General features: G+C 54.6%; 13 protein-coding genes. 4 read left to right on the forward strand and 9 right to left on the reverse strand.

The features are described 5' to 3' along the window. Positions 1–3: 3 nt before the first annotated feature. Complete coding sequence (locus P0X86_RS30135; RefSeq protein ID WP_277747184.1) at positions 4–951, reverse strand: ABC transporter ATP-binding protein; 948 nt, start codon at positions 949–951, stop codon at positions 4–6. 182 nt (positions 952–1,133) lie between these two features. On the opposite strand from P0X86_RS30135, the gene P0X86_RS30140 reads away from it, so the two are divergent. Together P0X86_RS30140 and P0X86_RS30145 are read left to right on the forward strand one after the other, a co-directional pair. After that, positions 1,134–2,294, forward strand: coding sequence for a sensor histidine kinase (locus P0X86_RS30140; RefSeq protein ID WP_277747185.1), 1,161 nt, complete (start codon positions 1,134–1,136; stop codon positions 2,292–2,294). A gap of 48 nt (positions 2,295–2,342) precedes the next feature. Continuing rightward, positions 2,343–2,993: a response regulator gene (locus tag P0X86_RS30145; protein WP_277747186.1), complete on the forward strand. Its 651-nt coding sequence runs from the start codon at positions 2,343–2,345 to the stop codon at positions 2,991–2,993. A gap of 79 nt (positions 2,994–3,072) precedes the next feature. Here the strand turns inward: P0X86_RS30145 and P0X86_RS30150 are convergent, their stop codons facing one another. The 5 genes from P0X86_RS30150 to ftsE all read right to left on the reverse strand — a co-directional run bounded on the left by P0X86_RS30150 (position 3,073) and on the right by ftsE (position 8,971). Next, positions 3,073–4,395 carry a PDZ domain-containing protein gene (locus P0X86_RS30150; protein ID WP_277747187.1) on the reverse strand — a complete coding sequence of 441 codons (1,323 nt, stop codon included), beginning with the start codon at positions 4,393–4,395 and terminating at the stop codon, positions 3,073–3,075. A 92-nt stretch (positions 4,396–4,487) separates the two neighbouring features. Beyond that, complete coding sequence (locus tag P0X86_RS30155) at positions 4,488–5,960, reverse strand: S41 family peptidase (RefSeq protein WP_277747188.1); 1,473 nt, start codon at positions 5,958–5,960, stop codon at positions 4,488–4,490. Positions 5,961–6,090: 130 nt separating this feature from the next. Further along, positions 6,091–7,359, reverse strand: a complete 1,269-nt coding sequence (locus P0X86_RS30160) for a murein hydrolase activator EnvC family protein (RefSeq protein WP_192570432.1) — start codon at positions 7,357–7,359, stop codon at positions 6,091–6,093. A 27-nt stretch (positions 7,360–7,386) separates the two neighbouring features. Next, a complete protein-coding gene (ftsX, locus tag P0X86_RS30165) occupies positions 7,387–8,295 on the reverse strand; it encodes a permease-like cell division protein FtsX (protein WP_277747189.1) in 909 nt (302 codons plus the stop codon). Further along, a complete protein-coding gene (gene ftsE / locus P0X86_RS30170) occupies positions 8,285–8,971 on the reverse strand; it encodes a cell division ATP-binding protein FtsE (protein WP_015737694.1) in 687 nt (228 codons plus the stop codon). Before ftsE ends, ftsX begins: the two co-directional genes overlap by 11 nt. A 206-nt stretch (positions 8,972–9,177) precedes the next feature. Between ftsE and P0X86_RS30175 the strand changes: the two genes are divergently transcribed. Continuing rightward, on the forward strand, positions 9,178–10,614 hold the full coding sequence (locus P0X86_RS30175) for a VanW family protein (protein WP_277747190.1): 1,437 nt from the start codon (positions 9,178–9,180) through the stop codon (positions 10,612–10,614). Positions 10,615–10,687: 73 nt separating this feature from the next. On the opposite strand, the gene P0X86_RS30180 is transcribed toward P0X86_RS30175, so the two are convergent. Both P0X86_RS30180 and P0X86_RS30185 read right to left on the reverse strand, forming a co-directional pair. Further along, complete coding sequence (locus P0X86_RS30180; protein ID WP_277747191.1) at positions 10,688–11,428, reverse strand: hypothetical protein; 741 nt, start codon at positions 11,426–11,428, stop codon at positions 10,688–10,690. 66 nt (positions 11,429–11,494) lie between these two features. Then, the gene (locus P0X86_RS30185; protein WP_145039242.1) at positions 11,495–12,223 is read right to left on the reverse strand and encodes a polymer-forming cytoskeletal protein; all 729 of its coding nucleotides are present in this window, start codon (positions 12,221–12,223) and stop codon (positions 11,495–11,497) included. 417 nt (positions 12,224–12,640) lie between these two features. On the opposite strand from P0X86_RS30185, the gene P0X86_RS30190 reads away from it, so the two are divergent. Next, positions 12,641–13,414 (forward strand): alpha/beta hydrolase, encoded by a 774-nt coding sequence (locus P0X86_RS30190; protein ID WP_277747192.1) that lies wholly within the window; start codon positions 12,641–12,643, stop codon positions 13,412–13,414. Between the two features lie 201 nt (positions 13,415–13,615). On the opposite strand, the gene argH is transcribed toward P0X86_RS30190, so the two are convergent. Continuing rightward, positions 13,616–15,031 carry an argininosuccinate lyase gene (argH, locus tag P0X86_RS30195; RefSeq protein ID WP_277747193.1) on the reverse strand — a complete coding sequence of 472 codons (1,416 nt, stop codon included), beginning with the start codon at positions 15,029–15,031 and terminating at the stop codon, positions 13,616–13,618. Positions 15,032–15,075: the final 44 nt, after the last annotated feature.

The following is a 15,075-nucleotide window of genomic DNA, read 5'->3' on the forward strand; positions in this document are numbered from 1 at the left end:
TGATCAATCGCGAAGCGTTCGCCCGGTCAGGCTGAGAAACAGCGTTTCAAGCCCCGGCTCCTCGCACTGCAGGGAGCGAAGCGTCGTATGGTGTTTACTGCAAATGAATAAAATATCCTGCAGCTCATCCTGAGCTGACGGTACATAGACTTCGACCTCGTTATCATTCTGCGCCACGCGCCTAACGCGCGGGTGAATGGTCAGCTCCTCCACCAGATCCGGTGTGATCCCATCGGCAGTAAGAATGATTTTTTCCTCATGCGCCACGCGTGCCCGAAGCTCCTGCTGCGTCCCGCAGGCGATAACATGACCTTGATCCATGATGGCCACCCGGTCGCTGATCGCGGCAACTTCCTCCATGTAATGACTTGTATAAATAACGGTAGAACCCATGCGGTTCAACGTCTCCACCGATTCCAGGATATGATTCCGGGACTGCGGATCAATCCCCACCGTCGGCTCATCCATGATAATCAGCTTCGGACGATGCGTAATCGAGCATGCAATATTCAGTCTTCGTTTCATCCCCCCGGAGAAGGTGGACGGCCTTTCTTTTGCCCGATCCTGCAGCCCGACAAACGCCAGCGCCTCCTCCACCCGTTCCTTCAGCAGCTGGCCGCGCAGGCCGTACAATTTGGCGAAAAAAGCGACATTATCCCAAGCCGTCATCTCTTCGTACAGGGCCAGATCCTGGGGCACCAGCCCAATTCTCCGTTTCACTTCCAGCGGCTGCTCCTCGATGGAGATACCGTCTACTTTGATGATGCCCTGATCCTTCGCCAGAAGGCCGCAGATCATATTGATGGACGTGCTCTTGCCCGCTCCGTTCGGTCCCAATAATCCAAAAATCTCGCCTTCGTGCACTTCCAGGTTCATATGATCCACCGACAGCTTGCTACCATATCGTTTTACGACATCCTTCATCTCCAGAAAGACCGTCATAATCATCATCTCCATTTCCCTCGTATCCATCTGTTGATTACATTCTATCTGGAATCGCCGGATTTTGAAGGTAGAGGAAGTCACCTTATGGGGTGACGAAAGTCATCTCCTTGCCGAAAACATCCATGTGCTATAATGAAGCCAATCGTTTGAACGGTTTGACTTCACAATGGAAAAGGGTTGGATCGCACGTGACATCTCCACTTGCCTATCTCAGGTACGGCCTCATTCTCCTGCCCGCCGCAGCGGACATGTTTTTGCAGCAGCTCGACGATTACGGGGAGTATATGGTGTACATCCTGCTTTTTCTGGCGATTGCGGTGCTGAGCCGTTTCCTGCCTTCGCCTGCTTACCGGAAAGCAGCCATACTGCTGGAAATCCCGTTGTCCCTATGGCTATGCCACCAATACGGCTTCATGATGGTATTCCTGTCCATATCCTCCCTATGCGTCTATCTGCCCTTGTTCGAGCGGCCTGGCAGGCTGTGGCTGGCATTCGGTCACCTTGCGCTGCTCAACATCGCGATTACCGATTACGATGCGCTGCTGCATACGACGGCCAATCTGCTGTTTCTGTTCTTGGCGGTCACACTCCACCGCATCCATGAAATGAACCAGAAGGAATTGGATCACATTCATTTATACGACGAGCTGAAAAGACTGCATTTCCAGCAGGACGAAGCAGGCAGGCAGCTGCTGCAGTTCGCCCATCAGGTGGAAAGCGCGGCGCAGGCCGAGGAGCGTAACCGCATCTCCCGCCAGCTGCATGACGATATCGGCCATCGGCTGATTCGCGTCAAAATGATGATGGAAGCCGCTCTTCATATCGTGCCGCAGGATGCCGCCCGGGGCATGGATATGCTCCATCAAATCCGCGACCAGCTGGGGGAGAGCATGGAGCAGATGCGGACCGCCGTGAAACAGATGAATCCGTCAAGGCGGATCACGGACGATTATTCCCTGGATCGGCTGCTGGAGGAGACCGGCAGGGAGACCGGAATCGAGACCGAGCTTGTGCTGCAGGGAATTCCTTATCCGCTTTATCCGAGCCAACAGGTGGTATTATACAAAAATGCCCGCGAAGCCATCACCAACGCCATACGCCACGGCGAGGCCAAGCAGGTCCAAATTTTTCTCCAGTACGGAGACGAGGAAGTTCGAATGGAGGTCTCCAACGATGGCACGGTCCAAGAGGAGGCGAACCCGATCGCTGCGGCAGACCGCCATGGCATCGGGATAAGCGGCATGCTCGAACGAACCAAGGTGGTGGGAGGAGCGCTGGAGGTAAGAAAATCCGTACCTTTTACCGTCATCACCCGGCTGCCTGTCTACCGGAAGCGCGAAATTATGTAACTGGCACGACGGCAGGACCCTAATTTATAGAAAGGATCGTGGCTATCCATGATATCCGTATTGATTGCAGACGATGACCCGTTCATTCGGGAAAGCTTGAAACTGTTGGTGGGGATGGATCCGGATATCGAAGTATCGGCTGTCGCGGAACACGGGGAGGAGGCACTATCGTTATTGATGGACGGACTTCATGCCGACGTCGTGCTCATGGACATTCGGATGCCGGTATGCGACGGCGTGGAAGGAACCCGGCGCATTCGCGAGCGATACCCTGATGTACGGGTGCTGATGCTGACTACCTTCGATGACGATGATTACATCGTGGAGGCGCTGCGGAACGGGGCCAGCGGTTATCTGCTGAAGAACATTCCGCCCGATCGCATCATCCAGGGGATCAAAACGGTGCAGGACGGTAACATGCTGATACATCCCGATATCGCTCGCAAGCTGACCGGCATGCTTCGTCCAACCCCGCAGCCGGTCCCGAGATCCGCTGAGCTGGAACAGTTCGGGCTCACCCCTGCCGAGAAAAAGGTCGTCGCCCTTATCGCGGAGGGCCTGTCCAATAAGGAAATTGCCGCGCAGCTTTACCTAAGCGAAGGCACCGTCAAAAACTACGTCACCGATATTCTGGGCAAGCTGAATCTTCGGGACCGGACGCAAATTGCTATCTTTTATTTAAAAAAGGTGCAGGGCTAGTCCCGCCTATTCATTACATAACGGCATGAAGCTAAAAAACGGGCCCTTGTCCATATTGGACAAAGGCCCGTTTGCCGTATCACGATGAAGGGAATCCGGCTTCTTCGGAACCGCCGGACGTCTTGCTGCCGGAAGCCCCCCGCTTGCTGCGAATATGAAGTTTATTCGCCAGCAGCGTGATCAAGCTTACCGGCTTCAACCCCACTGCAATGCCATCCCTCGGGTCTGGCGCCACGATAGCTCCCAGCTGATGATGATCCCCGGCGTAGATCGCACGCTGGAGAAATTTGCTCTCCCCTTGATGGTTCTGAACCTCCAGCTTGCAGAAGGCCGGATTCTGTCGCAAGGCGCTGTGCAGCTGCTCCTTGCTGTGAATCAGCTTACCGTTCACCTTGAGGATCGTCTCCCCTGCCAAAATGCCGAGCTCGCTCGCCGGACTGTCCGGCAGCACGGCGAGAACGCGTAATCCGCGTACCGGATGTACAAACATCGGGCTGCGTTGCTGTTCTTCGTATCTGCTGTACCATACCAAGCCTTCATGCAGCAGCAGCGCCGCTAATGCGGCCGCGATGGTAAGCGGCGACCACCACTCGGCCAGCAGGCTCAACGCCAGCACAATCGCTCCATAGAATATGAGACGCTTCGACGTGATCCCTGCCTTCTCCTGGGGGAGCATGCTCTGCGTCATCTCTCCGAAGCCGATCACGACCGGAAGGGCCATCATGGTAAAGCCCGTACTCCAAGCATCGCCGCCAAAGAACGGCGTCCACGGCAGCACGCTGCCCCCGCCAACCGCCGGAACGAGCAGGAACAACGGCAGGGGCCAGAAGCTCTGCATATGATAGCCGCCGACAAGCTTGCCGCGCTTGCCCTCCAGAAACAGCGGGGTGGCAAATCCCGCCCCTTGTATCCTTACCAGCAAAGCTTCCGCAAAATGCAGGACGGCGGACAACGCCAGCAAGGCCGGAATGTCCAAACCAAGGATCGTTGCCGTTACCTGATGAATCCAGCCTTCCGGCTGCCAATTCGGAAACCAGCCCAACACAAACTGAATGATCCCAAGCAGACCGACGGAATAGGCAAAGCATAAGTACCGGATATGAAACAGCATCAGGATCAGCGAAGTCACCCATATGCATATAATGGCTTCCAGACTTAATGATATCCCCAAGAAGGCCACCACGATGGACACGCCGATGCCTGCCGCCAGTCCCCCTAGAAACGTACGCCAGGTCTGCAATCCCCAGGAATGCAGCTTCACATGGAACAGCTTGCGCTCCACCAACACCTGCCTTCGGTAAAACAGCATGACAAACAAAATCGAAATATAATAAAAGGGCTGCGTCAGCAGTTGTATGCCTGCATCTATCCCATACATCAGCAGTTGTTTCAATGTCTCCAACGGCTTGCCACGCTCCTTTCGGTTCCAAGATGCTTCGAAGTTTACGCTTTCTGATATCTCCAAAGAAAAAAGAAGGCTAACGTTCAGCCTTCTTACTTGTTCGACGCCTTAGCGGCGATTTCCTTCCGAACCTCGGCAATTCCGCGATTCATTTGATTATCCTCTTTCGGATCCTGAATCTTCTCGATCAATGCCGCTTCCAATGCCTCGGCTGTAGCGCTGTTAATGATGCCGTCCGCTTTCAGCTTGTGCTTGCTCTGGAAGCTCTTGACCGCCTTCTCCGTATTCCGGTCGAAGTAACCATCCGTGCGTCCTGCCGCGTAACCAACCGCTTCAAGCATAATCTGCGCGTTCTTCACATCCGTGCTGTTCGTGTCGTACGCATAAGTTTTCTTCTTATCGATCGGCGCGACGGTAAAGTATTCAGGCTGCGACACCTTAATATCCGGCTCGATTCCCTTCTCATGGATCCAGGTACCGTTTGGCGTCAGCCATTTGGCAATGGTTACCTTGAGCAGGCTTCCGTCGCCAAACTGTTTGTCAAAGCTCGTTTGCACGGTCCCTTTTCCGAAGGAGTGCTCGCCCATCAGGGTAGCTCCGGCGGACTGCTGCAATGCGCCTGCCAAAATCTCGGAAGCGCTGGCGCTGCCCTTGTTCATCAGCACCGTAATCGGGTACGATTTCGCCACGCCATTGGAAGGATGCTTCTCCCGCTTCCTATCCTTGTCTTCGACCTGAACGATCAGCTCGCCTTTAGGCACGAACTGCTCTGCGATGTCAATGACAACGGACAGCACGCCGCCGGGATTGTTCCGGACGTCGATCAGCAGTCCCTTCATGCCTTGGCTTTCCAGCTTCTTGAGCTCTTCCTTAAAGCGTTCGCCCGTATTCAGCGAGAATTGGGAAATCTCGATCACGCCGATTCCGCCCTTCTCCATCCGTGCCGACACGGTTTCCAGATCGACGTCATCCCGAACGATAACATACTCGATCGGCTGCTCGGATCCTGCCCGCTTGATCTGAAGGACGGCCTTGGAGCCCTTCGGACCGCGAATCTTGTTAACGGCCGCATTCAGCTCAAGGCCCTGCAAGGATTCGCCATTGACGGAAAGGATGGTATCCTTGGCCCGAATGCCGGCTTTATCCGCAGGCGATCCCTTGATCGGGGATACAACGACGACGCTGCCGTCTACGGAGGACACTTCCGCGCCAATCCCCGTGAAGGAGCCCTCAATGCTTTCTTCAAACTGGGCCGCCGTTTCTTTGCCCATATAGTTGGAATACGGATCTTCCAGCGCTTCCATCATCCCGTTGATGGCGCCGTCGATCAGCTTCGACCGATCGATATCCTTGTAATAATTGCTTTCGATGAGGTCAATCGCTGTCCCCAGTTTCTTCGCTTCAGACTGCTCCAGTCCATTCCTGTTCGCGATGCTGGCCAGCAATCCCTCGCCGCCGTCTCCGGTCTGACTTGGAGCAGGCAGCTGGGTCAAAGCCATCGTTAACAGTCCGCCGCACAGCATGGCAGCGATGACCAGAAAGACAGCCGTTCGTTTTTTCAGCAAGTACTTCACCGCCTTTGTACGTTTCAACTGCTACACACAGGGGAATCCCGTCCACCTAGTATATGATTGGCTTGCCGGGAATATTTATACAGCGGTATTGAAGGTTATATGGTTTGCGTCATCATTTCTGTTACAGATAAGGCGAAGGATTCACCGGCGATCCGTTGACCCGAACCTCAAAATGAAGATGCGGTCCCGTGCTCTGACCCGTGGAGCCTACTTCGGCAATCTTCTGCCCTCTGGACACCTTGTCGCCTTCGCTGACTTTAATGCCGCCGTTGCGGATATGCCCATACAAGGTCCATACGCCGCCCCCATGATCAACAATAACACAGTTTCCGTAACCGCTCCACCACTCGGCCAAGATGACGGTGCCGCTCTCGGCTGCCCGGATCTCGGTCCCTTGCGGAACCGCGAAGTCCTGACCCGTGTGCATCTTGCCAACCTCGCCCGTTACCGGATGGACGCGCGGTCCGTAACCGGAGGAGAGTCTGGCTCCGGAGACCGGTATCGCGAACGGTCCGCCGTTGCCGGTATACCCGCCGCCGCCTTTGCTGCCGCCGAGGGTTGTCGCCTTCGCTCTCTTCGCCGCAGCCGCTTTGGCAGCCGCCGCTTTACGAGCCGCTTCTTCGGCGGCAAGCTTATTCTTTTCCTTCTGCAGGTCCGAACGCTTGCTTGCCAGGGCAACCAGCATTTTATCCTGTTCTTCGGTCAAGATGTCCGCATCCTCGATATCCTGATCGTACTGGGCCAGCAGAACGCGCTTCTCCTGTTCCTTCTCGTTCAGGATGCTCTTGCGGTCCTCCATCTGGCCGTACAGATCCTTGGCGGTTGCGTACTGCCCTTCTAGTTCTTTCTTCTTGTCGATAACCAGCAGCTTGTCCTGCTTATGCTGTACCAGCAAATCCTGGTCCTGATCGACGATGGTCTTCAAGGAATCGGCACGCTCAATAAAATCGCTGAAGCTGGTTGCGGAGAGCAGCACATCCAGATACGATACTTGCCCATCCATATAGATGAGGCGAATCCGGGATTCCAGCAGCTTCTCGCGGGAGGCGATGCGCTCCTCCGCCGCTTCAAGCTCCTTGGTCGTTGTTCTCAGCAAATCCTCCGTCTCCTCGATCTTGACGGAAATCTTCGTCAATTCATTGCTGACGATGCTGATTTGCTCCATTACGTATTTCAGGTTCTTCGTCGTTTTATTCTTATAATGCTGGGCTTCTTGTTTATCATCCGCAGCCTTGCTCTTCTGCGCCCGCGCTTTCTTGACCTGCTCCTGAAGCACCCTCAGCTCTTTGTCTACATCGGCTGAAGTCTTCTTCTCGGCTTGTCCGACGGTCGGTTGGATCATAACAGTGGCCAGTAATAAGGCTGCTACTCCTGCGGCGATTTTCTTCAAGTTTCGCTCCCCATCCTTTACCTTGTTTTATACTTTCAAAAATTTACGTATCGACATGGTGCTGCCCCAAATGCCAATGACGATGCCCAGGGCCACGATGATGGTCCCGAGCAGCAGCCACAGATCTCCCAATGGAATCAGGCTCTGCGCCAGCGTCAAATCCGTCTGCGACGCGGCGTACAGGCGATTGTAGCCTATAAACAGCAGTGTAACCGTAATGATCGAGCCCAGGAGGCCGATCATGGCTCCTTCCACGAAGAACGGCCAGCGGATGAAGTTGTTGGTCGCGCCGACAAGCTTCATGATGCCGATCTCGCGGCGACGGGCCAAAATCGTTACCCGAATGGTGTTCGAAATCAGAAACATGGACATCAAGCCGAGTCCCGCTACGAAAATAAAGCCGATATTCCGCACCGTTTTCGTAATCTTGAACAAGGTTTCTACCGTTCCCTCCCCGTACTTGACGCGCAGGATCGGCTCTTCCGCATACTTCTCGTTCAGCGCGGTAATCTTGTCGGCAACGAACCCGACCGTGGTCGGTTCGATAACGGAAACCTCGAATGCGTCCGGAAGCGGATTCTGGTCCGCTTCGCTGAAGCCTTCCACCCATTCGGAGCCGAGGCTTTCTTCAAGCTCCTTCATGCCCTCTTCCTTGGACACGAATTTGATGGTGTTGACTTCCGGCATGGCCTCGATCTCGCCTTTGATGGTTTCGCGCAGCTTCTCGTCCACATTGAGATTCAAGTACGTATTGATTTGCACGTTGCTATCTGCTTTATCGGCTAATGCGTTCACATTCATGACTAACAGCATGAAAACGCCCAGTATAAATAATGACACCACGATGGACGTAATCGATGCGACCGACATCCACCCATTCCGGAAAACGCTCTTCGCCCCTTCCCGCAAGTGCCGCAAGAAGGTTCTAAAATTCATACCCGTACTCTCCTCTCTGCTGGTCGCGGACGATTTGTCCGTGCTCAATCGCAAGTACGCGCTTACGCATCGTGTTCACGATATCCCTGTTGTGGGTAGCCATTACGATGGTGGTTCCCCTGAAATTGATTTCGTCCAGCAGCTGCATGATGCCCCAGGAGGTTTCCGGGTCCAGGTTGCCCGTAGGCTCGTCCGCAATAATGACGGACGGATTGTTCACGATCGCCCTGGCGATTGCGATCCGCTGCTGCTCCCCGCCGGAGAGCTGGGAAGGCTCGCGGTTCGCCTTGGCTTTCAGGCCCACCAGATCCAGCACCTCCATAACCCGTCTCTTGATGAGACGCTGCGGCGCTTCGATAACCTCCATGGCAAAAGCTACATTTTCGTAAGCAGTCAGCTTGGGCAGCAGACGATAGTCCTGAAAAATAACCCCGATATTTCGGCGAACATAGGGGATTTTGCGCTGCTTCAGCTTCCCGATATTAAATCCGTTAACGGAAATTTGGCCTTTGGTCGGCACTTCTTCTCTATAGATAAGTTTCATGAATGTCGATTTGCCGGCACCCGACGGTCCGACAACATAGACGAATTCATTGCGGTTAATGGTAACGGAAACTCCTTGAAGCGCATGGGCGCCGCTTGGATAAGTCTTCCATACGTCCTGCATTTCGATCACTTCATCACTTCCCAATCCATAATTAGCCATTATACTTTCGACAGTTTCCATCGAATTCCTTTAAAATCCAAGAAAAATCCTCACGACATCGTCTATTGTAACAAATTTGTTACCTTTTGAGTACCCGAAAGTTTGAGCCCACCGTGACATATACATGAACAAGTGCATGTACTGCGGCCAATACGAAGTTAAGAAGGTGGTTTCAAATGAAAAAAATTCATCTCGGTCTCATCTTTGTCATCAGTATCGCTCTTCTCCTCTCCGTCGGTTTCGGTCTATTGACGATGTACGCGAACCAAAAGGAGCTGCCGAAGGGAGTCGTTCTCTCCGGCTGGCAGGTAGGGGGGCAACCCGCCGACGAGGTATTGTCCGAGCTGGAACAGCGGCTCCACGCCATGACAAGCATCAAGGTGACGCTGGAGTCGGAGGCCCTCAAAGGGCGCACGGAAAGCTTCAGTCTCCAAGAAGCCGGCGTTCGGTTCAGCGCAGCCGATTTCAAAGAAGCCATTGCCAAGCTGTCCGAAGGATCGCTATGGGAACAGGTTCTTTACCGGCGGCAGTTTCAGCTGGAATGGCATATATCTACCGACTGGAATCGCGACGTATTGAAAGGGCGGTTAAACGAAGACTGGCAAAAAGAACGCTTTGGAGAGCCTGTCAACGCAGTGCGGAGCATTTCCGAAGACGATGTGGTCCGGTATACCCCGGAGAAAACCGCGTACCGCATCGATTGGCCTGCGTTCTATGAAGGGTTCAGCGCAGCGCTTCCGAACGAGTCCCACTTCACGGAACCGTATCCGGAAGAAGCCATTGCGGTGCAGCTGCCTCTTATCCGTCAAAAGCCCCCCGTTACCGTAAAGTCGCTGCAGGACGAGGGCATTGAGCGAAAAATCGTTGAATTCTCCACCGGTCTTGGATCCAGCGGGCCCGGACGCGTACATAACGTAACCGCTGCCGCCAAAGCCGTGGACGGCATGATTCTGAAGCCCGGCGATGAGTTCAATTATGCTCATATCATTGATGTTGCGAAGAAGGAGTATGGATTTGAGGAAGCTCCCGTCATCGTGAACGGCAAGCTGGTGCCCGGTATCGGGGGCGGGATCTGCCAGGTATCCAGCACGGTGTATCATGCCGCCCTGCTGATCGGGCTGGAGATCACCGAAAGGCGGAATCATTCCCTTCCGGTCAGCTACTTGCCCAAGGGACAGGACGCCACCTTTGCCGAAGGGGCGATCAACTTTCGCTTCCGGAACAATACAGGCAAGCACCTGCTTATCCTGTCCGAGGTATCGCACGGCAATTTAACGCTGAAGATGTTCGGCACCTTCCCGGAAAATACGGAATACGAGCTGGTATCCACCACGATTGAAACCTTGCCTTCGCCGGAAAAGGTCATCCACAACAACTCGCTGCCGCCGGGATTGAAGCAGGTGGTTCAAAACGGAAAACCAGGCTATGTGGTAGAAACCTACCGAACCAAGAAAGTGAACGGGAAGGTCGTGGAGAACGTGAAAATATCCAAGGATACCTACCGTCCCCAGAACAACATCGTTGCCATCAATCCGACGAACGAGGTCCCGCTGCCGGATGCGAACGAAACGCCCAAAGAGGAAGTCGTTGAGGACGGTATCAGCGCTCCGTAAATCGAAGCTGGCACGAAACAGCCCGCATTCGCGAATCGAATCGCGAATACGGGCTGTTTTCCTTGCCGTTATTTTAATGTCGTGCATCGATTTTATAATAGCTTCCGATTTCCGCCTGGGCATCTGCGCTGAACGTCTCGGTATATTCCACCCGGCCGATGGAGCAGCCCTTTCCGATATGGACTCTACTGCCCCTGACAATGGCCGCGCTCGTATTCTCCAGACGGATATCCTCGCCTTCAACCAGCTCGGCATTCAGATATCCGATCCGTGAGGAACGGAACCATTTGGCCAGCACCGTTGGAGCTACGAAGACCGTGCGGCTTCGTAGCTCGTTGACGCGCGAGGCTTGCGCAACGAGCCTCAGCGTCAATTCCCGAGCTATCACGGACCCGCTCACGCGTAGTATGCCGCGGACCGTCATCTCTTCGGCTTCCAGGTTGCTGCCAACATCCAGGGTACCGTTCACGACGCCTTTGACCGCAAACAGATCGGCTCCCGTGCTCAAGCCGCCATTGATTCCGATGCGGCTGATCCTAACGCTTCCGCCGGCATCCAAGCTTCCATTCACCCGGACGTGCTCCATCTGGACATGATGGGACACCTTCACATGGCCGTTCACTCTAGCCTGCCTTCCGAGCAGGCTTCCGTTTATGACCGCGCTCCCGTTGCAGCTTAGCAGATGGCAATCCGTGTCGCCATGAATGCCGCCTTCACCGTTTATCCGAAGCTTGCCGACAATACCGCCGCCAACGACACCGTCACCCGTTATGGAAACACCGGGTCTTTCTACGGCTGTTCCGTTATGCACCATATCGCTGCCTCCTTGCCATCTATTCGGCCTATGCCCGGATGTTTGGCCCAATGTCGCCCTTAAAACTTAAAACCGCCGGGATGCTCTGACCTGGGCTTCCGGATGCTGCGTCAATTCATCCCGGTATTCCACTTGCCGAATCTCGCACCCTGGGCCGAGAATCACCCGGTTGCCGCGGACGATATCGGCTTCGACATACTCTAGATCCAGGACATCGCCCTCAATAATGCGTGCCTCCAGCCGCGTTCCCCGTAATGGCAGGGACAGCATCTCCCAGAGACGCTTTCCTTTTTTGCGGATCGTGATCCGGTCTCCGACGATTTCCTGCGCAAGGCAGCGGCCCAACAGCCGAATATCCGCTGTTCCTACATGCAGGCGGCCATCGATCTTGAAGCCCCCATGAAACGTGGCCGTCTCACTCCGCACGTCACCATGGCTTCTCAGGTTTCCGGTTACATCAAGCCTCTTCGATTCGGAATCACCGTGAATGCTGCAATGCCCCCCGATAAAAATGGATCGGCTGCGCACGCCTCTCTTCACGCTCAGGCTGCCGGCTACATGCAGCTCCTCCGCGTCCACCGTCCCCTTAATGGTTCCCGAACCGTTCACGCGAATCTTGTCGGCAGCTACGTCGCCGTTCAAACTCATCGTTCCGTTGCCTGTTAATTCCCGGCAATCCAAATCTCCATTCACCTGCCCGGCACCATCGATTCGCACCTTGCCGTATTGGCCGCCGCTTGAGCTGCCGGTTCCCGTAATCTTCAGATCGGACAGTTTATCGTCATGTGGTATCATGAGCATACTCCTCCAGATTCACAAATAGGATCATCATGCTATATCTTAATTGGACACTCGCTGAACTTCTAAATTTATGCTATTGAATCCTCCACCAGATGGAGCCATAATCTCCCTCTAAGATAACACAACGCAGCGCATCATAGAACAGCCCGATGGCTGAACCTCGCCTCGGTCTGAAGACCGAGGCGTTTTATGCACGGATTCATTCCATCCGTTTCGACTCGGTCGCCGACCGCCTTTATGCTCCTGGAGAATGGCGAAGCTTCCGAATGCAGCAGACTTTAAATGCGTTCTCGCCCGCCGCAGACGATGACTTAGATTTACTTGGAGCAAGGGGGATCGATTGTGATATGATCCTAATAGGCTCGTCACTTTGATCTCTCATTTTCAAAAATGAAAGGGGATACATAATCCATGGCTCTTATGCTATGTCACTTTTACTCGGAGGTGCTCGGTCTCAGCACGTCCATGACCGTCATTCTCCCTCAGCAAACCTCTTCACAAATCGGCATGACGAATCATGCCAAAAGCGGTCTGCATCCGACGCTCTTCCTCCTGCACGGCCTGTCCGACGACGATTCCATCTGGCTGCGCAGAACCTCCATCGAACGCTACGTGGCCGAGATGGGCATTGCCGTCGTTATGCCGCAAGTGCATCGCAGCTTCTATACCGACATGGAATACGGCGGCAAATACTGGACCTTTATCAGCCAGGAGCTGCCGGCCATCGCCCGTTCCTTCTTCCCGTTATCCCACGCGAGGGAAGATAACTTCGTCGCCGGGTTGTCCATGGGCGGGTACGGAGCGTTCAAGTTGGCCCTTCGCTGTCCCGAATCCTTCGCCGCTGCTGCCAGCCTGTCGGGCGCGCTCGACATGGCGGGTCATGTTAATAGGAACGAGGCTTTGTTTGAGCATCGTTTAGTCTACGGAGATCGGGACATTACCGGCACCGACAATGACCTGTTGTGGCTGCTTCAGGAAGTGGACCGCTCGGAGGGACCGAAACCGCTGCTGTATCAATGCTGCGGAACGGAAGACTTCCTCTACCAAGACAATCAAGCGTTCCGCAAAGCCTGCGAAGCAACCTCCCTGGATCTCACGTATCAGGAAGGGCCGGGCGGTCATGATTGGGGATATTGGGATACCCACATCCAGGATGTTCTGAAATGGCTTCCGTTGAAAGCCTGATGAGCCCAAAACATGCACGCCATGAACGTGCCTGTGGTTCATTCGCGGTTCCATGAGTGTACTCGGTGTACTTCTCTTCATGAGAGGATTTTAGGCAATCCCCATTCAACAGATCTCATCGTTACACAACAAAAGGTGGATCAGCAAATGTAACATTTGCCGGTCCACCTTTATTTTTGCTACGTCAGGTTTTCTGTATCCTTACTCTACATTCCCCTGGCGGAGACCCAGCCATTCTTCCGTGACCTGAAGGGTCTGCACGCTGCGGTCGATCGCCGCCTTCACCTGATCGGTTGCCGTGCCGCCGTAAACGTTACGCGCATTGACCACCGTCTCGGGTTGAAGCACGCCATAGATGGAGTCGTCGAACAGCTCGGAGAACTGCTTGAATTCGTCCAGCGTCAGGTCCAGCAGATATTTGTTGTTCTGGATGCAGTACAATACGGTCTTGCCGATCACTTCGTGCGCCTGGCGGAACGGAAGACCTTTGCCGACCAGGAAGTCCGCAATGTCCGTTGCATTCGAGAAGTCGGTGTTGACCGCTTCGCGCATGCGGCCTTTGTTGACCTTCATCGTGGCGATCATCGGCGCGAACAGCTGCAATGCGCCTTCCAGCGTAGCCACCGTGTCGAACATGCCCTCTTTGTCTTCCTGCATGTCCTTGTTATAAGCAAGCGGCAGCGACTTCAGCACGGTGAGCAGACCCATCAGGTTGCCGTATACCCGCCCGGTTTTGCCGCGGACAAGCTCGGGCACGTCCGGGTTCTTCTTCTGCGGCATAATGCTGCTGCCCGTGCAGAACGCATCATCCAGCTCGACGAAGTTGAACTCGGTGCTGCTCCAAAGCACCAGCTCCTCGCTCAGGCGGGACAAGTGCATCATGATGATAGAAGCATCCGAGAGGAATTCCAGAATGAAGTCGCGATCGCTGACCGCATCCAGGCTGTTCTCGTAAACGCCGTCGAAACCGAGCTGCTCGGCCACGAAATGGCGGTCGATCGGGAACGTTGTGCCCGCAAGCGCGCCTGCCCCGAGCGGCAGCACGTTAATGCGCTTATAGCTGTCGATCAGACGGTCGATATCCCGCTGGAACATGGACACGTAAGCCATCAGATGATGCGCGAACAGAATCGGCTGCGCACGCTGCAGATGCGTATACCCTGGAATAATCGTATCCAGGTTATCCTTGGCTTGCCCAATCAGCGCGGTCTGCAGCTCGTGAAGCATGCCGGTCAACGCCACGACGCGGTTGCGCAAATACAAGTGCATGTCCGTTGCCACCTGGTCGTTCCGGCTGCGGCCCGTGTGGAGCTTGCCGCCGACAGGTCCGATTTCCTCGATCAGATTCTTCTCGATGTTCATATGGATATCCTCATCCGATACGGAAAACTCGATGCTGCCCTCACGGATGCGCTCCAGCACTTTGCCCAATCCTGCCTTGATCGTCTCTACGTCTTCCGACGGCACGATGCCGCATTTGCCCAGCATGGACACATGCGCAAGGCTTCCCTGGATGTCCTCCTCGGCCAGCTGCTTGTCAAAACCGATGGATGCCGTATATTCCTCTACCAATGCGTTGGTCTGCTTCGTAAAGCGTCCGCCCCATAACTTGCTCACAACACTTGCCCCTCTCTGATTTAAGGCAGAGGGCCGCTTCCCGC

The sequence above is a fragment of the Paenibacillus sp. BR1-192 genome (assembly GCF_029542445.1).
In the GTDB taxonomy this organism is placed as follows: Bacteria; Bacillota; Bacilli; order Paenibacillales; family Paenibacillaceae; genus Paenibacillus_AQ; species Paenibacillus_AQ lautus_A.